Annotated in this window: 30 protein-coding genes; 25 read left to right on the top strand and 5 right to left on the bottom strand. The window is 39.6% G+C overall.

The features are described 5' to 3' along the window. The first annotated feature begins 1 nt into the window (after window position 1). From rplP to smpB, 23 genes are all read left to right on the top strand, one after another. Window positions 2–412: a 50S ribosomal protein L16 gene (rplP, locus tag HMPREF9065_RS07325; RefSeq protein ID WP_005715748.1), complete on the top strand. Its 411-nt coding sequence runs from the start codon at window positions 2–4 to the stop codon at window positions 410–412. Beyond that, window positions 412–603, top strand: coding sequence for a 50S ribosomal protein L29 (gene rpmC, locus HMPREF9065_RS07330; RefSeq protein WP_005539356.1), 192 nt, complete (start codon window positions 412–414; stop codon window positions 601–603). Before rplP ends, rpmC begins: the two co-directional genes overlap by 1 nt. After that, a complete protein-coding gene (gene rpsQ, locus HMPREF9065_RS07335) occupies window positions 603–860 on the top strand; it encodes a 30S ribosomal protein S17 (RefSeq protein WP_005539352.1) in 258 nt (85 codons plus the stop codon). The genes rpmC and rpsQ overlap by 1 nt, the downstream gene beginning before the upstream one ends. Window positions 861–1,071: 211 nt before the next feature. Continuing rightward, window positions 1,072–1,389: a hypothetical protein gene (locus HMPREF9065_RS07340; protein ID WP_021615552.1), complete on the top strand. Its 318-nt coding sequence runs from the start codon at window positions 1,072–1,074 to the stop codon at window positions 1,387–1,389. A 201-nt stretch (window positions 1,390–1,590) separates the two neighbouring features. After that, window positions 1,591–2,184, top strand: coding sequence for a hypothetical protein (locus HMPREF9065_RS07345; protein ID WP_021615551.1), 594 nt, complete (start codon window positions 1,591–1,593; stop codon window positions 2,182–2,184). A gap of 274 nt (window positions 2,185–2,458) precedes the next feature. After that, window positions 2,459–2,830 (top strand): 50S ribosomal protein L14, encoded by a 372-nt coding sequence (gene rplN / locus HMPREF9065_RS07355; RefSeq protein ID WP_005619403.1) that lies wholly within the window; start codon window positions 2,459–2,461, stop codon window positions 2,828–2,830. Window positions 2,831–2,840: 10 nt separating this feature from the next. Beyond that, complete coding sequence (gene rplX, locus HMPREF9065_RS07360; protein ID WP_021615549.1) at window positions 2,841–3,152, top strand: 50S ribosomal protein L24; 312 nt, start codon at window positions 2,841–2,843, stop codon at window positions 3,150–3,152. Window positions 3,153–3,172: 20 nt separating this feature from the next. Beyond that, window positions 3,173–3,712 (top strand): 50S ribosomal protein L5, encoded by a 540-nt coding sequence (gene rplE / locus HMPREF9065_RS07365; protein ID WP_021615548.1) that lies wholly within the window; start codon window positions 3,173–3,175, stop codon window positions 3,710–3,712. 12 nt (window positions 3,713–3,724) lie between these two features. Continuing rightward, entirely contained in the window at window positions 3,725–4,030 is a 306-nt protein-coding gene (gene rpsN, locus HMPREF9065_RS07370) for a 30S ribosomal protein S14 (RefSeq protein ID WP_005701877.1), read from the top strand. A gap of 36 nt (window positions 4,031–4,066) precedes the next feature. Continuing rightward, the gene (gene rpsH / locus HMPREF9065_RS07375; RefSeq protein ID WP_021615547.1) at window positions 4,067–4,459 is read left to right on the top strand and encodes a 30S ribosomal protein S8; all 393 of its coding nucleotides are present in this window, start codon (window positions 4,067–4,069) and stop codon (window positions 4,457–4,459) included. Window positions 4,460–4,474: 15 nt separating this feature from the next. Further along, a complete protein-coding gene (gene rplF, locus HMPREF9065_RS07380) occupies window positions 4,475–5,008 on the top strand; it encodes a 50S ribosomal protein L6 (protein ID WP_005548778.1) in 534 nt (177 codons plus the stop codon). Between the two features lie 13 nt (window positions 5,009–5,021). After that, entirely contained in the window at window positions 5,022–5,375 is a 354-nt protein-coding gene (gene rplR / locus HMPREF9065_RS07385) for a 50S ribosomal protein L18 (protein ID WP_021615546.1), read from the top strand. Window positions 5,376–5,390: 15 nt separating this feature from the next. Further along, the gene (rpsE, locus tag HMPREF9065_RS07390; protein ID WP_021615545.1) at window positions 5,391–5,891 is read left to right on the top strand and encodes a 30S ribosomal protein S5; all 501 of its coding nucleotides are present in this window, start codon (window positions 5,391–5,393) and stop codon (window positions 5,889–5,891) included. Between the two features lie 6 nt (window positions 5,892–5,897). Then, window positions 5,898–6,077: a 50S ribosomal protein L30 gene (gene rpmD / locus HMPREF9065_RS07395; protein ID WP_005715766.1), complete on the top strand. Its 180-nt coding sequence runs from the start codon at window positions 5,898–5,900 to the stop codon at window positions 6,075–6,077. A gap of 3 nt (window positions 6,078–6,080) precedes the next feature. Further along, the gene (gene rplO, locus HMPREF9065_RS07400; protein ID WP_021615544.1) at window positions 6,081–6,515 is read left to right on the top strand and encodes a 50S ribosomal protein L15; all 435 of its coding nucleotides are present in this window, start codon (window positions 6,081–6,083) and stop codon (window positions 6,513–6,515) included. 3 nt (window positions 6,516–6,518) lie between these two features. Next, entirely contained in the window at window positions 6,519–7,844 is a 1,326-nt protein-coding gene (gene secY / locus HMPREF9065_RS07405; protein WP_021615543.1) for a preprotein translocase subunit SecY, read from the top strand. Window positions 7,845–7,867: 23 nt separating this feature from the next. Further along, window positions 7,868–7,981: a 50S ribosomal protein L36 gene (rpmJ, locus tag HMPREF9065_RS09880; protein WP_021615542.1), complete on the top strand. Its 114-nt coding sequence runs from the start codon at window positions 7,868–7,870 to the stop codon at window positions 7,979–7,981. A 137-nt stretch (window positions 7,982–8,118) separates the two neighbouring features. After that, window positions 8,119–8,475 carry a 30S ribosomal protein S13 gene (gene rpsM / locus HMPREF9065_RS0109410; protein WP_033002424.1) on the top strand — a complete coding sequence of 119 codons (357 nt, stop codon included), beginning with the start codon at window positions 8,119–8,121 and terminating at the stop codon, window positions 8,473–8,475. A 16-nt stretch (window positions 8,476–8,491) separates the two neighbouring features. Beyond that, on the top strand, window positions 8,492–8,881 hold the full coding sequence (gene rpsK, locus HMPREF9065_RS07410) for a 30S ribosomal protein S11 (RefSeq protein WP_021615541.1): 390 nt from the start codon (window positions 8,492–8,494) through the stop codon (window positions 8,879–8,881). Window positions 8,882–8,910: 29 nt separating this feature from the next. Next, a complete protein-coding gene (gene rpsD, locus HMPREF9065_RS07415; RefSeq protein WP_021615540.1) occupies window positions 8,911–9,531 on the top strand; it encodes a 30S ribosomal protein S4 in 621 nt (206 codons plus the stop codon). 34 nt (window positions 9,532–9,565) lie between these two features. After that, window positions 9,566–10,555, top strand: coding sequence for a DNA-directed RNA polymerase subunit alpha (gene rpoA, locus HMPREF9065_RS07420; RefSeq protein WP_021615539.1), 990 nt, complete (start codon window positions 9,566–9,568; stop codon window positions 10,553–10,555). Between the two features lie 41 nt (window positions 10,556–10,596). Continuing rightward, a complete protein-coding gene (gene rplQ, locus HMPREF9065_RS07425; protein ID WP_033002422.1) occupies window positions 10,597–10,986 on the top strand; it encodes a 50S ribosomal protein L17 in 390 nt (129 codons plus the stop codon). An 81-nt stretch (window positions 10,987–11,067) separates the two neighbouring features. Beyond that, complete coding sequence (gene smpB, locus HMPREF9065_RS07430) at window positions 11,068–11,550, top strand: SsrA-binding protein SmpB (RefSeq protein ID WP_021615537.1); 483 nt, start codon at window positions 11,068–11,070, stop codon at window positions 11,548–11,550. Window positions 11,551–11,599: 49 nt separating this feature from the next. On the opposite strand, the gene dsbB is transcribed toward smpB, so the two are convergent. Together dsbB and nhaB are read right to left on the bottom strand one after the other, a co-directional pair. After that, window positions 11,600–12,139, bottom strand: a complete 540-nt coding sequence (gene dsbB / locus HMPREF9065_RS07435) for a disulfide bond formation protein DsbB (protein ID WP_021615536.1) — start codon at window positions 12,137–12,139, stop codon at window positions 11,600–11,602. A 40-nt stretch (window positions 12,140–12,179) separates the two neighbouring features. Next, window positions 12,180–13,727: a Na(+)/H(+) antiporter NhaB gene (gene nhaB, locus HMPREF9065_RS07440; RefSeq protein WP_021615535.1), complete on the bottom strand. Its 1,548-nt coding sequence runs from the start codon at window positions 13,725–13,727 to the stop codon at window positions 12,180–12,182. Window positions 13,728–13,912: 185 nt separating this feature from the next. Here nhaB and fadR point away from each other — a divergent pair, with 185 nt between their 5' ends. Then, on the top strand, window positions 13,913–14,650 hold the full coding sequence (gene fadR / locus HMPREF9065_RS07445; RefSeq protein ID WP_021615534.1) for a fatty acid metabolism transcriptional regulator FadR: 738 nt from the start codon (window positions 13,913–13,915) through the stop codon (window positions 14,648–14,650). 29 nt (window positions 14,651–14,679) lie between these two features. Here the strand turns inward: fadR and HMPREF9065_RS07450 are convergent, their stop codons facing one another. The 3 genes from HMPREF9065_RS07450 to oxyR are packed head-to-tail and all read right to left on the bottom strand — an operon-like array spanning window position 14,680 to window position 16,701. Beyond that, window positions 14,680–15,180, bottom strand: coding sequence for a protein disulfide oxidoreductase (locus tag HMPREF9065_RS07450; protein WP_033002429.1), 501 nt, complete (start codon window positions 15,178–15,180; stop codon window positions 14,680–14,682). Continuing rightward, the gene (gene fabR / locus HMPREF9065_RS07455; RefSeq protein ID WP_021615532.1) at window positions 15,176–15,796 is read right to left on the bottom strand and encodes an HTH-type transcriptional repressor FabR; all 621 of its coding nucleotides are present in this window, start codon (window positions 15,794–15,796) and stop codon (window positions 15,176–15,178) included. The genes HMPREF9065_RS07450 and fabR overlap by 5 nt, the downstream gene beginning before the upstream one ends. A gap of 11 nt (window positions 15,797–15,807) precedes the next feature. Further along, window positions 15,808–16,701 (bottom strand): DNA-binding transcriptional regulator OxyR, encoded by an 894-nt coding sequence (gene oxyR / locus HMPREF9065_RS07460; protein ID WP_021615531.1) that lies wholly within the window; start codon window positions 16,699–16,701, stop codon window positions 15,808–15,810. A gap of 158 nt (window positions 16,702–16,859) precedes the next feature. Here oxyR and pgdx point away from each other — a divergent pair, with 158 nt between their 5' ends. Continuing rightward, complete coding sequence (gene pgdx / locus HMPREF9065_RS07465) at window positions 16,860–17,588, top strand: hybrid peroxiredoxin PGdx (protein ID WP_033002419.1); 729 nt, start codon at window positions 16,860–16,862, stop codon at window positions 17,586–17,588. Window positions 17,589–17,607 lie beyond the last annotated feature (19 nt).

Below are 17,607 nucleotides of genomic sequence, written 5' to 3'. Positions count from 1 at the left end.
AATGTTGCAACCAAAACGTACAAAATTCCGTAAAGTTCACAAAGGCCGTAACCGTGGTATCGCGGGCGGTACAGAAGTTAGCTTCGGTACTTTCGGTTTAAAAGCAGTTGGTCGTGGTCGTTTAACTGCGCGTCAAATTGAAGCCGCTCGTCGTGCGATGACACGTGCAGTAAAACGTCAAGGTAAAATCTGGATTCGTGTATTCCCAGATAAACCAATTACTGAAAAACCACTAGAAGTCCGTATGGGTAAAGGTAAAGGTAACGTTGAGTACTGGGTAGCCTTAATCCAGCCGGGTAAAGTTCTCTATGAAATGGATGGTGTGTCTGAAGAGATCGCAAGAGAAGCATTTGCATTAGCAGCTGCTAAATTGCCAATTAAGACCACTTTCGTAACTAAGACGGTGATGTAATGAAAGCTCAAGAACTACGTACAAAAAGTGTTGAAGAGCTGAATGCTGAATTGGTTAACTTGTTAGGTGAGCAATTCAAGTTGCGTATGCAAGCAGCCACCGGTCAGCTTCAACAAACCCATCAGTTAAAACAAGTGCGTCGTAGTATTGCACAAATTAAAACTGTTCTAACCGAAAAGGCGGGTGAGTAATGACTGATAAAATTCGTAGCGTGCAAGGTCGTGTAGTAAGTGACAAGATGGAGAAATCTTTCGTTGTTGCTATTGAACGCAAGGTTAAACACCCACTTTATGGTAAGTTTATCCGTCGCACAACTAAACTACATGTGCACGATGAAAATAACGAAGCTAAATTAGGTGATTTAGTAGAAGTTCGCGAATGTCGTCCGATTTCTAAAACTAAATCATGGACTTTAGTTCGTGTAGTTGAGAAAGCAGTGATTGCTTAATTAACAACGAAAAGTAATAAAATAAAAGCCAATAGTGTAAAGCTGTTGGCTTTTTATTTTTAAAGTGCGGTTAAAATTTAATAAATTTTAACCGCACTTTTCTTTTAGGAACTAGATTTCGCAAAGAAGTATACTTCTTTTAGCTGTTATTGACATAACACCTAAACAAACACTGATAAAAATATTTTTAATAAGGATATTGGAGAAAATTATGCCAAAAATTTCATTATCGAGTAAATGGTCTTGTGATGGGCGTGAGCTAAAACCTAAAGTTGGAGCAAATCAAAGTGATATTTGGATATATGATGGACGTGAGTTAAGACCTAAAGTTGGAGCAAAACAAAGTGATATTTGGGTATATGATGGACGTGAGTTAAAACCTAAAGTTGGAGCAAACCAAAGTGATATTTGGGTGACAGAAGGGAATAAGATTAAGCCAAAAATTTCAGCTAACTATGATACTACTTATGAACTAAATGGTAACGCTATCTTAGTTGCATTTGGTCAAGTTGTTTTAAAATTTTGGTAATCTGGAGCTAGTTATGTCTAAACAAATTAGAAGTTGTGCAATTTATAAAGATTTAATTATTGAATCTGCTGAAGATTATACCGTTACTAACACATAAGGTGTTTACTATTTTGATTTCAGTGTGAAAAGTATATGAAAAGAAATATTATTCATTTATTCTTGTGTACTAAATTCAGATAAATTTCATGTATTGGAGAAAAGATGGAAAAGCCTTTACCACCCAAACCTAGTGCCTTAGAAGTTAATAAATATCTCAATAGATGGGAAAATCTTGAAGGCTATACTTTACAAGAAAATGCGTTAAAAAAACTATTTTTAAAATTATTGCCAAGTAATAGTGAAATTAGTGATATTTTATTGAAAGCATCATGTTTAAATGATTTTTATAGTACAAATATATTTGCTATTTATCCTGTGGCAAAACATATTTTAAATATTAAAGATCTAGATGAACGTTTAAAGTCTGGAGATATCTCTTTAGTTAATGAATTAGGAAAGGTGGAAATTAGTGGCAAAAAGAGATCTTTTTATTCTTTTGCAACTAAATATTGTAGCCATCATAATCCAATTGATTTTCCTATTTATGATAGCTACGTGGAGAAAATTCTCTTATATTTTAATAAAATAGATAAATTTTCATCATTTAAAAGAATAGATCTAAAAGATTACAGAAAATTTAAAGGAATTTTGTTGGATTTCCAAAAATATTATAAATTAGAGAGATTTAGTTTAAAAGAGATTGATCGCTATCTCTGGTTGTTAGGCAAGGAAATTTTCCCAAGATATAAAAACTGATAAGTTTCTCTAATGTAATAATTCGCTTCATTTTTTCTAACCCTTATTTTTTCATTCGATGAATTTTGAATGTATGGAGATATTTTTATAATTCTAAAAACTGCGGTAAATTTCAACCGCACTTTTAACAAACGGCTTAAGAAGAGGAAGGCAAATTATCGTTGCCTTTCTCTTTTTCTTTTGATAGAATCCGCAGCCTGCCCGCCGTTCTCTTTTGACTGTGCGGACAGGTTCGTCCCGAAAGGGTGGTTTTTTAATTTAACGGAGCACTAATATGATCCAAGAACAGACTATGCTGGATGTTGCTGACAATTCAGGCGCTCGCAGCGTAATGTGTATCAAGGTTCTAGGTGGATCGCACCGTCGTTATGCTGCTATTGGCGACATTATCAAAGTTACTGTAAAAGAAGCAATTCCGCGCGGTAAAGTAAAAAAAGGTGATGTGTTAAAAGCAGTTGTTGTGCGCACCAAGAAGGGTGTTCGTCGCCCAGATGGATCAGTTATTCGTTTCGATGGTAATGCTTGTGTCATTTTAAATAATAACACTGAGCAACCAATCGGTACTCGTATTTTTGGACCGGTGACTCGTGAACTTCGTTCTGAGAAATTCATGAAGATCATTTCTTTAGCTCCAGAAGTACTGTAAGGAGAATGTAATGGCTGCAAAAATCCGTCAAAATGATGAAGTAATTGTGCTTACCGGCAAAAGCAAAGGTAAGCGCGGTAAGGTAACAAAAGTGTTATCTAACGGTAAAGTGATTGTTGAAGGTGTAAATATCATCACTAAACATGAAAAACCAGTACCTGCATTAGGCAAAGAGGGTGGTTTAGTGAAGAAAGAAGCTGCAATTGATGTATCAAACGTTGCAATTTTCAACCCGAAAACAAACAAAGCTGACCGAGTAGGTTTTAGATTTGAAGACGGCAAAAAAGTACGTTTCTTCAAATCTAACAATGAAATTATTTAATAATAAACTGGAGTAATGCGATGGCGAAACTGCATGATTACTACAGAGAGCAAGTAGTAAATGAATTGAAAACGAAATTCAACTACTCGTCTGTCATGCAAGTCCCACGAATCGAAAAGATAACCCTGAATATGGGTGTGGGTGAAGCATTGACCGATAAAAAATTGCTAGATAATGCAGTAGCAGATTTAGCAGCAATTAGCGGTCAAAAACCTTTGGTTACTAAAGCTCGTAAATCTGTTGCTGGCTTTAAAATCCGTCAGGGATATCCAATCGGTTGTAAAGTGACACTACGTGGTGAACGTATGTGGGAGTTCTTAGAACGTTTAATTACAATTGCTGTTCCACGTATTCGTGACTTCCGCGGTTTGAGCGCGAAATCTTTTGATGGTCGTGGAAATTACAGTATGGGTGTGCGTGAGCAAATCATCTTCCCTGAAATCGACTACGATAAAGTAGATCGTGTACGTGGTTTAGATATTACTATTACAACCACAGCTAAGAGTGATGAAGAAGGTCGAGCACTATTGGCTGCCTTTAATTTCCCATTCCGTAAGTAAGGCAGGTTACAAATGGCTAAACAATCAATGAAAGCTCGCGATGTAAAACGCGTGAAATTGGCTGAAAAATTCTATGCTAAACGTGTAGAATTAAAAAAGATTATTTCTGACGTTAATGCCTCTGACGAAGATCGTTGGAACGCTGTGTTAAAGTTACAAACTTTACCACGTGATTCTAGCCCTAGTCGTCAACGTAACCGTTGCCGTCAAACTGGACGTCCTCACGGCGTTCTTCGTAAGTTTGGTTTAAGTCGTATTAAGGTTCGTGAAGCTGCTATGCGCGGCGAAATCCCGGGTCTTAAGAAAGCAAGTTGGTAATTTACCACTTTAATTTGGAATCGGAGTAAAAGCACAATGAGTATGCAAGATCCTATCGCAGATATGTTGACTCGTATTCGTAACGGTCAAGCTGCGAATAAAGTTGCGATCAGTATGCCTTCATCCAAGCTAAAAGTGGCAATTGCCAATGTATTAGCTGACGAAGGTTATATCGAGAGCGTTAAAGTAATTGAAGGTGTAAAACCTGAATTGGAAATTACGTTAAAATATTTCCAAGGAAAACCGGTTGTAGAGAGTATTCAGCGTATTAGTCGCCCTGGTCTTCGTATTTACAAACGTAAAGACGAATTACCAAAGGTAATGGGTGGTTTAGGTATTGCTGTTGTATCTACATCTAAAGGTGTAATGACTGACCGTGCAGCTCGTCAAGCGGGTTTAGGCGGTGAGATCATTTGTTATGTAGCTTAATGGAGAGGTAGGATAATGTCTCGTGTTGCAAAAGCACCTGTTAGTATTCCTGCCGGCGTTGAGGTAAAACTTAACGGACAGTTGCTAACAATTAAAGGTAAAAATGGTGAGTTATCTCGCTCTATTCATCATTCAGTAGAAGTTAAACATGAAAATAACGAATTGACATTTTCACCACGTGAGGGTGTTGAGGGCGGTAATGCGCAGTCTGGTACTGCGAGAGCGCTAGTTAATTCTATGGTTATTGGCGTTACTGAAGGATTTACAAGAAAACTACAATTAGTTGGTGTAGGTTATAGAGCACAAATTAAAGGAAACGCTGTTGCTTTAAGTCTTGGATTTTCTCATCCTGTTGAGCATGTTTTACCTGCAGGAATTACTGCTGAATGTCCTTCTCAAACTGAAATTGTTTTGAAAGGTTCAGATAAACAGTTAATTGGTCAAGTTGCTGCAGATATTCGTGCTTATCGTCGCCCTGAGCCGTATAAAGGTAAAGGGGTACGCTACGCTGATGAAGTGGTGCGTATTAAAGAAGCTAAGAAGAAATAATTAAGGTAACACTATGGATAAGAAATCAGCTCGTATCCGTCGTGCGGCTCGTGCGCGTCATATGATGAGAGAGCAGGGTGTAACTCGTTTAGTTGTTCACCGTACTCCACGCCATATTTACGCCCAAGTCATCGCACCAAACGGTTCGGAAGTGCTTGCGGCTGCTTCTACTGTTGAGAAAGCAATTAAAGAGCAAGTGAAATATACCGGAAATAAAGATGCTGCTGCAGTTGTAGGTAAGGCCGTTGCAGAAAGAGCATTAGCAAAAGGCATTAAAGGCGTAGCTTTTGATCGTTCTGGTTTTAAATATCATGGCCGTATCCAATCTTTAGCGGATGCAGCCCGTGAAGCTGGTCTACAGTTCTAATTGAGGTAATTTGAGATGTCAAACATCGAAAAACAAGCTGGTGAACTGCAAGAGAAGCTAATTGCGGTAAACCGCGTATCTAAAACTGTAAAGGGTGGTCGTATCATGAGCTTTACCGCATTGACTGTGGTAGGTGATGGTAATGGCCGAGTAGGTTTTGGATATGGTAAAGCACGTGAAGTTCCTGCAGCGATTCAAAAAGCAATGGAAAAAGCACGTCGTAACATGGTTAATGTGGCTTTAACAGAAGGTACGTTACAACATCCTATTAAGGGTACTCATACTGGTTCGCGCGTTTTTATGCAGCCGGCGAGTGAGGGTACCGGTATTATTGCCGGCGGTGCGATGCGTGCCGTGTTAGAGGTTGCTGGAGTCCGTAACGTATTGTCAAAAGCATATGGTTCAACTAACCCAATCAATGTTGTTCGCGCAACTATTGATGCTTTAGCAAATATGAAATCACCAGAAATGGTTGCTGCTAAACGTGGTAAATCAGTTGATGAAATTTTGGGGTAATTGATAATGGCTAAAACTATTAAAGTAACACAGGTTCGTAGTTCTATTGCTCGTTTACCGAAGCATAAAGCTACACTACGTGGTCTTGGTCTTCGCCATATGCATCATACTGTTGAGTTAATTGATACTCCGGCAGTACGAGGAATGATTAACCAAATTTCATATATGGTTAAAGTGGAGGAGTAATAGATGCGTTTAAATACTCTATCTCCGGCTGAAGGTGCTAAGCATAGTGCTAAACGTCTTGGTCGTGGTATCGGTTCTGGTTTAGGTAAAACTGGTGGACGTGGTCATAAAGGTCAAAAATCCCGTACCGGCGGTGGTGTTCGCCGCGGATTTGAAGGTGGACAAATGCCTTTATACCGTCGTTTACCTAAATTTGGTTTTACCTCAATGAAATCTGCAGTAACAGCAGAAGTTCGTTTAGATGACCTAAATAAAATTGAAGGTGGCATCGTAACTCTAGAAACATTAAAAGCAGCTAATGTTTTAACTAAGGATATTCAATTTGCTAAAGTAATTTTGGCAGGTGAAGTTAAGTCTAAAGTAGTAGTTCGCGGATTAGGTGTTACTAAAGGTGCCAAGGCAGCAATTGAGGCTGCAGGCGGTTCAATCGAGGAATAATTAATGGCTAAGCAACCAGGCTATCAAGCAAGAAGTACGCAAGGCGGAAAAAGTGAGCTTAAGAATAGATTGTTATTTGTTTTAGGCGCACTGATAGTTTTCCGTATTGGTTCGTTCATTCCGGTTCCTGGTATAGATGCTGCTGTATTGGCTCAGTTAATTGAACAACAAAAAGGCACCATCATTGATATGTTTAACATGTTCTCTGGTGGTGCGCTGAGTCGAGCTTCTATTTTTGCTTTGGGTATTATGCCTTATATTTCGGCATCAATTATTATCCAACTATTAGCCTCAGTTCATCCAGCACTAGCAGAACTAAGAAAAGAGGGTGAGTCTGGTCGCCGTAAAATTAGTAAGTATACACGTTATTCAACAGTTGTTCTTGCTACTTTACAAGCGGTAGGTATTTCAACAGGTTTACCTAATATGTTACCGGGGTTAGTTCCTAATTTAGGATTTAGCTTCTATTTTACCGCGGTAATTAGTTTGGTCACCGGGACTATGTTTTTAATGTGGTTAGGTGAGCAAATTACAGAGCGTGGTATTGGTAATGGTATTTCTTTGATTATTTTTGCGGGTATTGTTGCTGGTTTACCTGCTGCTGTAGGTCAAACGATTGAGCAAGCTCGCCTTGGTCAAATGCATTTTCTTGTTCTTTTATTGATAGCTGTTATTGTTTTTGCAGTTACTTATTTTGTCGTTTTTGTCGAAAGAGGGCAGAGACGAATCAAAGTGGAATATGCTAAGCGCCAGCAAGGCAGACAAATTTTGGGTGGACACACTTCACATCTTCCGTTAAAAGTGAATATGGCAGGTGTGATTCCCGCAATTTTTGCATCGAGTATAATACTCTTTCCAGCAACATTAACTCAATGGGTTGGACAAGGCTCAAGTTTAGAATGGTTAACTGATTTATCAATGTTATTACATCCTGGACAGCCGTTATACTTAGTTATATATGCCGTGGCAATTATTTTCTTTAGCTTTTTCTATACTGCAATGCAATATAATCCTCGGGATACAGCAGATAACTTGAAAAAGTCAGGTGCATTTATACCTGGAATTAGACCAGGGGAACAAACATCTCGATATATTGATAAGATCATGACTAGATTGACCCTTATTGGGGGATTATATGTCACATTCGTTTGTTTGGTTCCTTATATCATGACATCTGCTTGGAATGTTCAATTCTATTTTGGTGGTACATCTTTGCTGATTGTTGTGGTGGTTATTATGGATTTCATCGTACAGATTCAAAGTCATTTAATGTCTACAAAATATGAGTCTGCGTTGAAAAAAGCAAACCTTAAAGGTTTTGGACAATAGTCCAGTTATAAAAGGGATAAGCAATGAAAGTTCGTGCTTCCGTTAAGAAATTATGTCGTAACTGTAAAATTGTTAAACGTGAGGGAGTTGTTCGTGTACTTTGTAACGATCCCAAACATAAACAACGCCAAGGTTAATTGATATTTTTCTTGCAAAGAACCGGTTGAGTAATTATACTACTCAGCTCATTTATTTCCTTGACACTCTGTTTGAGTATCCTGAAAACGGGCTTTTCAAGATCAGGGTGTCAAATTAATTAATATAGGAGTGCATAGTGGCCCGTATTGCAGGCATTAACATTCCTGATCATAAACACACTGTAATCGCTTTAACTGCAATTTATGGTATCGGTAAGACTCGTTCAAAAAGCATTTGTGCTGCAGCGGGTATTGCTGAAGATGTTAAGATCAGCGAATTGTCTGAAGAGCAGATTGACAAACTGCGTGACGAAGTTGGTAAATTTACCGTTGAAGGTGATTTACGCCGTGAAGTAACACTAAACATCAAGCGTCTTTTAGACTTGGGTTGTTATCGTGGTTTACGTCATCGTCGTAGTTTACCTGTACGTGGTCAACGTACTAAAACTAATGCGCGTACCCGTAAGGGTCCACGTAAGCCGATCAAAAAATAGTCGGGGTAAATAAAGAATGGCTAAAACACCAATTCGTGCACGTAAACGTGTAAAAAAACAAATTGTGGATGGCGTTGCACATATTCACGCATCTTTCAATAATACAATCGTTACTATTACTGACCGTCAAGGAAATGCTCTAGCATGGGCAACCGCAGGTGGTTCAGGTTTCCGTGGTTCTCGTAAATCTACCCCGTTCGCTGCACAAGTTGCTGCAGAACGTTGTGCTGAAATCGTTAAAGAGTTCGGCTTAAAGAACTTGGAAGTTATGGTTAAAGGTCCGGGTCCGGGTCGTGAATCAACAATCCGTGCATTGAATGCAGCGGGTTTCCGTATCACGAATATTACTGATGTGACTCCGATTCCTCATAACGGTTGTCGTCCACCGAAAAAACGTCGTGTTTAATGACGTAATAGGATAGTTGGAGAAAGAAAATGGCAAGATATTTGGGTCCTAAACTCAAGCTCAGCCGTCGTGAAGGTACTGATTTATTTCTTAAATCAGGCGTTCGTGCGATTGATTCGAAATGTAAAATTGATACAGCACCTGGTCAACATGGTGCTCGTAAACCGCGTTTGTCTGACTATGGTAGTCAGTTACGTGAGAAACAAAAAGTTCGCCGTATGTACGGTATCTTAGAACGTCAGTTCCGTAACTATTACAAAGAAGCGAATCGCCTAAAAGGCAATACTGGTGAGAACTTATTGGTATTGTTAGAAGGTCGCTTGGATAATGTTGTTTATCGTATGGGATTTGCCGCAACTCGTGCTGAAGCTCGTCAGTTAGTGAGTCATAAGGCAATTGTTGTGAATGGCCGTGTTGTGAATATTCCATCTTTCCAAGTTTCAGTTGATGATGTAATTGCTGTTCGTGAAAAATCTAAAAAACAAGCACGCATTAAAGCATCGTTAGAGTTAGCAGAACAAAAAGAAAAACCAACTTGGTTGGATGTTGATGCTGCTAAAATGGAAGGTGTATTTAAACGTGTTCCTGAGCGTTCTGATTTATCAGCAGACATTAATGAACATCTGATCGTTGAGCTCTACTCCAAATAATTGTAGTAGTGCTTAGAAGCAAAGAGAGGATAAAATGCAGGGTTCTGTTACAGAATTTTTAAAACCACGCCTAGTTGATATTGAACAAGTTAGTTCAACGCAGGCGAAGATTATCTTAGAGCCATTAGAGCGTGGTTTCGGTCATACTCTAGGAAATGCATTACGCCGTATTCTTCTATCTTCAATGCCAGGTTGTGCTGTAACTGAGGTAGAAATTGATGGTGTTTTGCATGAATATAGTAGCAAAGAAGGCGTACAGGAAGATATTCTTGAAGTGCTTTTAAACTTAAAAGGTTTAGCTGTAAAAGTACAAAATAAAGATGATGTTCTTCTAACCCTTACTAAATCTGGAATTGGCCCTGTTGTTGCTGCAGATATTACCCATGATGGTGATGTTGAAATTGTAAATCCTGAGCATGTTATTTGCCACTTAACTGACGAGAATGCATCAATTAACATGCGTATTCGTGTGCAACGTGGTAGAGGATATGTGCCTGCATCAGCTCGTGTTCAAAATCAGGATGAAGATCGCCCAATTGGTCGTTTATTAGTAGATGCTTGTTATAGCCCGGTTGACCGTATTGCTTATAATGTTGAAGCTGCACGTGTTGAACAGCGTACCGATTTAGATAAATTGGTTATTGAGCTAGAAACAAACGGAACTATTGATCCTGAAGATGCGATTCGTCGTGCAGCAACAATTTTAGCAGAACAACTTGATGCATTCGTTGATTTGCGAGATGTTCGTCAACCTGAAATTAAGGAAGAAAAACCAGAATTCGATCCGATTCTGCTTCGTCCTGTTGATGATTTAGAGTTGACAGTTCGTTCTGCTAACTGTTTGAAAGCAGAAACAATTCACTATATCGGTGATTTAGTACAACGTACAGAAGTTGAGTTATTAAAAACACCTAATCTTGGTAAGAAATCACTTACTGAAATTAAGGATGTGCTCGCTTCAAGAGGCTTATCACTAGGTATGCGCCTTGAAAATTGGCCACCAGCAAGTATTGCTGAAGACTAGTTTGGTCGTAGGTTTAAGATTTTTCTGAGAAGGATAAGGTTATGCGCCATCGTAAGAGTGGTCGTCAACTCAACCGTAATAGCAGTCATCGCCAAGCGATGTTTCGTAATATGGCAAGTTCTTTGATTGGTCATGAGATTATCAAAACAACTTTGCCAAAAGCAAAAGAATTACGTCGAGTAGTTGAACCGTTAATTACTTTAGCAAAAGTAGATAGTGTGGCAAATCGTCGCCTCGCTTTTGCTCGTACACGCAACACTGAAACTGTTGCTAAATTATTTAATGAATTAGGACCACGTTTTGCACAACGTGCAGGTGGTTACACCCGCATTCTTAAATGTGGTTTCCGTGCAGGCGATAATGCACCAATGGCTTACATTGAATTAGTTGATCGTCCTGAAGTTTCTTCTGAAGAAGTAGCGGCGGAATAAAAGTTCATTCTACTAAAACTAAAGACTGAAGGCTGTATAGTCTTCAGTCTTTTTTTTACTAATTAATTTGGATTTCAAAAAATGACAAAGAAAAAAGTAAAACTTGGTAGTAATACAATTGCCTTAAATAAACGCGCTAGACATGATTACTTTATTGAAGATGAAATCGAAGCAGGACTTGAGCTACAAGGTTGGGAAGTAAAGTCTATGCGAGCAGGTAAGGTAAATATTAGTGATAGCTATGTTATTTTCAAAAATGGTGAAGCCTTTTTGTTTGGCTCAATGATACAACCTCTCAGCGTAGCTTCTACACATATTGTTTGTGATCCGAGTCGTACACGTAAGTTGCTCTTAAAACAACGTGAGTTAGATTCTTTATTTGGGAAAACAAACCGAGATGGATTTACGTTGATTGCGCTTTCTTTATATTGGAAAGGTGCCTGGGCTAAAATCAAAATTGGTTTAGCGAAAGGGAAGAAGCAACATGATAAGCGTGATGATATCAAAGAACGCGAGTGGCGCGTTGCGAAAGATCGTATTATGAAGAATTCAAATAAAGGTTAACCAATATAAAAATAACCCAAATCTTGAGATTTAGGTTATTTATAACTGATTATTTAAATAAGCGTCTGCTTTGATGGATTTCAACGCGTTTGAATTGACTGATTAAAATGAAGAGGAATATCAGTAAATACACTGCAAATATCACCACAATCCATTGTGCCATAGAAAGCCCTAGCCAAGACCATACTTCGTCACTGCAAGAACCTGTGGGATGAAATAAGACCGGGAACCATTGATCCAATGGTAAGGTTTGTGGAAATTCAGGTAAGTAAGAACATTGATTCCAAGGTGCTGGGTGAAGTTGGTAGTCGACGTGTTTGATCGAAATAAATAATCCTTTTACCGCACTTAAAAAAGCAACGATTAATGCCAATACGCGCATGATTAAAAAACGTGGGGCAATTAGGCCGATTATGCCGGCAAAGGCGATACCAAATAATGCCACACGTTCATAAATACACATTACGCAGGGCTGTAAGCCCATGCCATACTGGAAATAAAGTGCGGTGCCTTCTAACGCTAATGCTGAAATCAATAACAATAACCAACCGGAACGTTGGACGGAAAGTGTTTTGAACAAATGTAGCATTGCGTTTTTTCCTCTCTATTTTAATTAACCTTCAAATTTATTAAATTGGCATAATTAAACCTAAATTGGCTAGCCAAATAGTCACTGATGGCAAAATATATTCTACGGCAAATAAACCTACTAAAGACAGCACAATGGTATAAGGCAATGCCATATAAACCATTCTACCATAAGATAGGTTAATTAGGGGCGCAAGCGATGATGTCAACAGGAATAAGAACGCCGCTTGTCCGTTCGGTGTTGCAACGGAAGGCAAGTTAGTTCCGGTATTAATTGCAACAGCTAACAACTCAAATTGATGTGGCGGGATAATGTTCGCAGATAATGCGTTTTTCGCTTCGTTAATGTACACCGTTGCCACAAAAACGTTATCAGAAATAGCAGAAAGTAAACCGTTGAAAGCATAAAATAGGGTGAGTTGAGTACTTTCTTCTGCCGATAGAACATAATGAATAATTGGTGCGAACAGTTTTTGGTCGATAATAACAGCAACAATCGTGAAGAATACGACTAAAAGTGCGGTAAACGGTAAGGATTCTTGGAATGCTTTACCCAATGCGTGTTCGCTGGTAATGCCACAGAACGAGGTACATAGAATGATAATACTTAGTCCGATTAAACCCACTGAAGCCAAGTGAAAAGCCAATCCAACAATTAACCAAACCCCAATTATTGCTTGGATAATGAGTTTCAAACGTTCTTGTTTGGTTAGTTTTTTCATATTGGCACGATCAAAATCAGCCAGAACTTCCCAGACTTTTTGTGGTAATTTTGCTCCGTAGCCAAACAAGTGAAATTTTTCTAACAAGACACAGGTTAAGATACCACAAATAAATACGGGCACAGTCACCGGTGCCATACGGAAGAAGAATTCAACAAAGTTCCAACCTGCTTGATCGGCAATAATTAAATTTTGAGGCTCACCCACCATGGTCATTACTCCGCCTAATGCTGTACCAACGCCGGCATGCATCATTAAGCTGCGTAAAAAGGCGCGAAATTGTTCTAAGGTTTCATGATGGTTACCGATTTTTTCGTCATTGGTGATATCTGTAGAATCGTAAAATGTCCCACCGGAAGCAACTTTGTGATATACACCGTAAAATCCCATGGCGACACTGATAATTACCGCAACGACGGTTAAGGCATCTAAAAAGGCAGATAAAAACGCCGCACTAAAGCAAAATGCCAATGATAAGACCAGTTTTGAGCGAATATTGAGCAATAACTTGGTGAAGACAAAGAGTAATAATTGCTTCATGAAGTAAATGCCTGCTACCATAAACATTAATAACAAAATTACTTCAAAATTAGCCAAGACTTCTGCTTTTATGTGCTCTGGTTTTGTCATCCCGATAATGATCGCTTCAATGGCAAGCAAACCACCGGGTTGTAACGGGTAGCATTTTAATGCCATACCCAAGGTAAAAATAAATTCAACAACTAATAACCAACCCGCCCAAAAGGGAGTGATGAAAAATAAAATCGGGTTGAGGATAAGAAAGGTAATGATGGTGATTTTGTACCAATCCGGACTGGTTCCCAAAAAGTTTTTAAGAAATGCTTGTGTATAACTACGATCATCCATAAATGATGTCCCCTACATCGAATATCAAATAACGCTAAACTACGCTATTCTAGGTAAATTAAATTTCAACTGTGTCAAAAATCCTAAATGATGTCAATGAATTTACCAAATAATTATCTCATTGTAATGTCTAGCAGTTTCAACGATAATAAGGATGCTGTTATTACTTATTGAACAAGAATCTTATGAATAATACCCCTCCTCTCCTGAAGGCACAAAGTCCCGCGGCCTTAGCTGAAGAATATATTGTGAAGAGTATTTGGAGTCATCATTTTCCACCAGGATCAGATTTACCGGCAGAGCGGGAATTAGCAGATAAAATTGGTGTGACGCGCACCACATTACGTGAAGTGTTACAACGCTTAGCACGAGATGGTTGGTTAAATATCCAACACGGTAAGCCGACAAAAGTCAATGATATTTGGGAAACCTCTGGTTTAAATATTCTAGAAACCATGATTCAATTGGATGGCACTCGTCAGCCTTCGCTTATTGCAAATATGCGTTCGGCGCGTACCGATATTTCAATGATTTACATTCCTAAAGCCTTTAGACGAGCACCGGAACAATCTTTACGTATTTTACAACCGTTAGATACATTACAAGATACCGCAGAAGATTACACAAAATTTGACTATGACGTCTTCCGTAACCTTGCGTTTGCTTCTGGTAATCCGGTGTATGGTTTAATTTTAAATAGTTTCAAGAATTTGTATTCCCATATTGGCATGTTTTACTTCCAAAATGCAGAAGCACGCCTTTTGGCAAAGCGTTTTTATGCAAATTTGATGGACATTTGCCAACGTCAAGCCATCGATGAGGTGGCACCTTGCGTATTGCAGTATGGCAAGGACAGCGGAGCGATTTGGGCAAGTATGCAGACGCAATTACCAGAGAATTTTGCAGCAGAGTCGCTTAAGTGAAATGACACCGTGAGTCGGCTAAGCCTATCCTATAAAAACGTGGTTAAAAATAACCGCACTTTTAATCCCCAGTAGCTTGTCCAGCCTGTTGTGGCTAAGTCCATTTTACCTTGATGCAAAAGAATAATCGTCGGTGTCACATTCACACCCCATTGATTTGCTAGTGCACCATGGGGATCATTGACAGTCGTAAATTCGTATTGATGTTCCTTAAGATAATCAGTGACATCCTGCGTAGAACCAGAGCGTAAGGCAATGGAAACGACAGGATAGCCTTCTTTTGCCAGCGCGTTAATTGTCGGCGAGGTGTAACGGCAATAACCACACCAGGTTCCCCAAAAATAGACAATAGTGGGTTTGTCCTGCGCCAGTTGTGGTAGAAAAAACGGATTCCCTTGCAAATCGTATAATGCCGTTGCGTTAATATCTTCCGGCACAGTCGGTTTACGAATAAAATCTATGAGGTTACTCATCACCAGCAAGGTGAGAAATAGCGAAAGGATGTTTTTGAGAAATTTTTTGTAGTTAATGGCTTTCACGGCGATCTCTTGCTTCGTGCTTTGTTCCTTTGGCTAACATTCTAAGCTGTAAAATCAACCGCTCTTTTAGCTGTTCCCGTTCCGCTTTGCTCATATCTAACGCGTTGGCACCAGCGGTGAATACGATGGTCACCATGCCTTCTGCCTGTACATAAGCGATATATTGCGAATAATTATTTTTGCGTGCGATGTATTCTGAGAGTTCATCAATGAAATGCTTAATCTCTCGAGCCGCCGCCGTACGAAAGGCTTGTGAGGTGCCGGAACTTTCTCGTAACAATAAGCGGAAGACGTTTGGGCTGTTATGGATAAATTCAAAGAACGTTTCCACTGAAATGACAATCACACTCCCGCCACTGGCGATGCGTTTACGGGCTTGACGCATGAGTTGGCGAAGGGTTAAACCTGCTTCATCCACCATCGTTAAGCCTAATTCGTCCATATCACGGAAGTGGCGATAAAACGAGGTCGGCGCGATGCCGGCTTCACGGGAAACTTCCCTTAAACTCAGGTTGGAAAAGCTTTTTTCTGCCGTCAGTTGGTTAAATGCCGCATCAATGAGTGCGCGACGGGTTTTTTCTTTTTGCTGCGCGCGAATACCGACCATGAAATGCTCCGTTAAGATAAAATCGATTTAACCGAATTCGCAATGGCCTCGGCAATGCGTTCATAACGAGCGCGGAGCGGTGAGCCGGGGCGATAAACCAAAATAACATCTCGAGAAGGTTCAGGTTGACATGGCAAATATTTCACGCCGCCACGTTCTCCTTCGCTTAGCACGGCTAACTCCGGCATTAAGGTCATACCGGCATTGGCGGCGACCATATTACGCAAGGTTTCCAAACTGGTCGCTTGGAAATGAGAATTTTCTTTTGCACCGGCAGTAAAACAATAGCCAAGGGCTTGGTTGCGCAGACAGTGTCCATCATCGAGCATTAACATTTCATGATCTTTTAACATGGACATTGGAATGGTTTGTTCTTTTGCCCACGGATGGTTTTCAGCAACGGCCAATAACATTCTTTCTTTAAATAATGGTACTTCAATAAACGGTTCGGTTTCACGTACGGATGCCACAATGGCGCAATCTAAGCGGCCGGTTTCAAGCTGCTCCAATAATTGATGGGTCTGCGCTTCGTAGAGAAAGAGTTCCAAATCCGGGAACGCATTTTGTAATGCCGGGACAATATGAGGCATTAAATAAGGACCTATTGTTGGGATCACGCCAACGTGTAACGGACCGGTCATTTCTTTGCCTTGGTTACTTGCCATTTCTTTCAAGAGTTTCACTTCACGCAACACGGTTTTAGCCTGATCTACCAACAATAAACCCGATTGTGTAAAGAGCACTTTACGACTGGTACGTTCCAATAAAATGATGCCAAGTTCGTCTTCTAATTTGCGGATTTGACCGCTTAGCGTCGGTTGGCTCACATGACAGGCGTCTGCTGCACGACGAAAATGCTTGTGTTCTGCAAGGGCAACAAGGTATTCTAAATCACGGATATTCATATGTCCTCATTATAGAAAGTAGCAATTAAAAGAATAGAATTAATTGATTGTGACTATATCACAATTTTATCTATAATTCACACCATCTTTAGAAACTGCCTGTAATTTAGGCTGGCTTTCTAATTCATAGCAACACTTATAGAATAGGAGAAAAACTTATGTCTACTATGGAAGGAAAAAAAGTTCCTCAGGTTACATTCCGTACTCGTCAAGGTGACAAATGGGTTGATGTAACTTCATCTGAATTATTTGATAACAAAACCGTTATCGTTTTCTCTTTACCGGGCGCATTTACCCCAACTTGCTCTTCTTCTCACTTACCACGCTACAATGAATTAGCACCAGTATTCAAAAAATACGGCGTTGACGACATTCTTGTGGTTTCCGTGAACGATACTTTCGTTATGAACGCATGGAAAGAAGACGAAAAAGCAGAAAACATTACTTTTGTTCCGGATGGTAACGGTGAATTTACCGAAGGCATGGGTATGTTGGTAGGTAAAGAAGATTTAGGTTTCGGTAAACGTTCATGGCGTTATTCTATGCTCGTGAAAAACGGCGTAGTAGAAAAAATGTTTGTTGAGCCAAACGAGCCGGGCGATCCGTTCAAAGTATCTGATGCAGATACTATGTTGAAATACATCGCACCACAACACCAAATTCAAGAATCTGTTGCGATCTTCACTAAACCGGGCTGCCCGTTCTGTGCGAAAGCAAAACAAATGTTGCATGAAAAAGGCTTGAACTTCGAAGAAATCGTGTTAGGTCATGATGCTACTATCGTAAGTGTACGTGCAGTTTCCGGCCGTGCAACTGTGCCGCAAGTATTTATCGGTGGTAAACACATTGGCGGTAGCGATGATTTAGAAGCGTACTTCGCAAAATAATTCCAACAACAATAAGAAA

This window comes from Aggregatibacter sp. oral taxon 458 str. W10330 (genome assembly GCF_000466335.1).
Lineage (GTDB): Bacteria > Pseudomonadota > Gammaproteobacteria > Enterobacterales > Pasteurellaceae > Aggregatibacter.
This window is presented reverse-complemented; position numbering and strand designations above follow the sequence as displayed.

Excerpts from the sequence above, each read along its gene's own strand:
- rpoA (WP_021615539.1), top strand. The coding sequence starts at position 9,566 with ATGCAGGGTTCTGTTACAGAATTTTTAAAACCACGCCTAGTTGATATT.
- rplR (WP_021615546.1), top strand. The coding sequence starts at position 5,022 with ATGGATAAGAAATCAGCTCGTATCCGTCGTGCGGCTCGTGCGCGTCAT.
- rpsH (WP_021615547.1), top strand. The coding sequence starts at position 4,067 with ATGAGTATGCAAGATCCTATCGCAGATATGTTGACTCGTATTCGTAAC.
- rpsD (WP_021615540.1), top strand. The coding sequence starts at position 8,911 with ATGGCAAGATATTTGGGTCCTAAACTCAAGCTCAGCCGTCGTGAAGGT.
- secY (WP_021615543.1), top strand. The coding sequence starts at position 6,519 with ATGGCTAAGCAACCAGGCTATCAAGCAAGAAGTACGCAAGGCGGAAAA.
- nhaB (WP_021615535.1), bottom strand. The coding sequence starts at position 13,727 with ATGGATGATCGTAGTTATACACAAGCATTTCTTAAAAACTTTTTGGGA.
- rpsK (WP_021615541.1), top strand. The coding sequence starts at position 8,492 with ATGGCTAAAACACCAATTCGTGCACGTAAACGTGTAAAAAAACAAATT.
- smpB (WP_021615537.1), top strand. The coding sequence starts at position 11,068 with ATGACAAAGAAAAAAGTAAAACTTGGTAGTAATACAATTGCCTTAAAT.
- HMPREF9065_RS07340 (WP_021615552.1), top strand. The coding sequence starts at position 1,072 with ATGCCAAAAATTTCATTATCGAGTAAATGGTCTTGTGATGGGCGTGAG.
- rpsE (WP_021615545.1), top strand. The coding sequence starts at position 5,391 with ATGTCAAACATCGAAAAACAAGCTGGTGAACTGCAAGAGAAGCTAATT.
- HMPREF9065_RS07345 (WP_021615551.1), top strand. The coding sequence starts at position 1,591 with ATGGAAAAGCCTTTACCACCCAAACCTAGTGCCTTAGAAGTTAATAAA.
- rpsQ (WP_005539352.1), top strand. The coding sequence starts at position 603 with ATGACTGATAAAATTCGTAGCGTGCAAGGTCGTGTAGTAAGTGACAAG.
- pgdx (WP_033002419.1), top strand. The coding sequence starts at position 16,860 with ATGTCTACTATGGAAGGAAAAAAAGTTCCTCAGGTTACATTCCGTACT.
- rplO (WP_021615544.1), top strand. The coding sequence starts at position 6,081 with ATGCGTTTAAATACTCTATCTCCGGCTGAAGGTGCTAAGCATAGTGCT.
- rplE (WP_021615548.1), top strand. The coding sequence starts at position 3,173 with ATGGCGAAACTGCATGATTACTACAGAGAGCAAGTAGTAAATGAATTG.
- rplN (WP_005619403.1), top strand. The coding sequence starts at position 2,459 with ATGATCCAAGAACAGACTATGCTGGATGTTGCTGACAATTCAGGCGCT.
- dsbB (WP_021615536.1), bottom strand. The coding sequence starts at position 12,139 with ATGCTACATTTGTTCAAAACACTTTCCGTCCAACGTTCCGGTTGGTTA.
- rplX (WP_021615549.1), top strand. The coding sequence starts at position 2,841 with ATGGCTGCAAAAATCCGTCAAAATGATGAAGTAATTGTGCTTACCGGC.
- fadR (WP_021615534.1), top strand. The coding sequence starts at position 13,913 with ATGAATAATACCCCTCCTCTCCTGAAGGCACAAAGTCCCGCGGCCTTA.
- rplF (WP_005548778.1), top strand. The coding sequence starts at position 4,475 with ATGTCTCGTGTTGCAAAAGCACCTGTTAGTATTCCTGCCGGCGTTGAG.
- rpsN (WP_005701877.1), top strand. The coding sequence starts at position 3,725 with ATGGCTAAACAATCAATGAAAGCTCGCGATGTAAAACGCGTGAAATTG.
- rpmD (WP_005715766.1), top strand. The coding sequence starts at position 5,898 with ATGGCTAAAACTATTAAAGTAACACAGGTTCGTAGTTCTATTGCTCGT.
- rpmC (WP_005539356.1), top strand. The coding sequence starts at position 412 with ATGAAAGCTCAAGAACTACGTACAAAAAGTGTTGAAGAGCTGAATGCT.
- rpmJ (WP_021615542.1), top strand. The coding sequence starts at position 7,868 with ATGAAAGTTCGTGCTTCCGTTAAGAAATTATGTCGTAACTGTAAAATT.
- oxyR (WP_021615531.1), bottom strand. The coding sequence starts at position 16,701 with ATGAATATCCGTGATTTAGAATACCTTGTTGCCCTTGCAGAACACAAG.
- fabR (WP_021615532.1), bottom strand. The coding sequence starts at position 15,796 with ATGGTCGGTATTCGCGCGCAGCAAAAAGAAAAAACCCGTCGCGCACTC.
- rplP (WP_005715748.1), top strand. The coding sequence starts at position 2 with ATGTTGCAACCAAAACGTACAAAATTCCGTAAAGTTCACAAAGGCCGT.
- rplQ (WP_033002422.1), top strand. The coding sequence starts at position 10,597 with ATGCGCCATCGTAAGAGTGGTCGTCAACTCAACCGTAATAGCAGTCAT.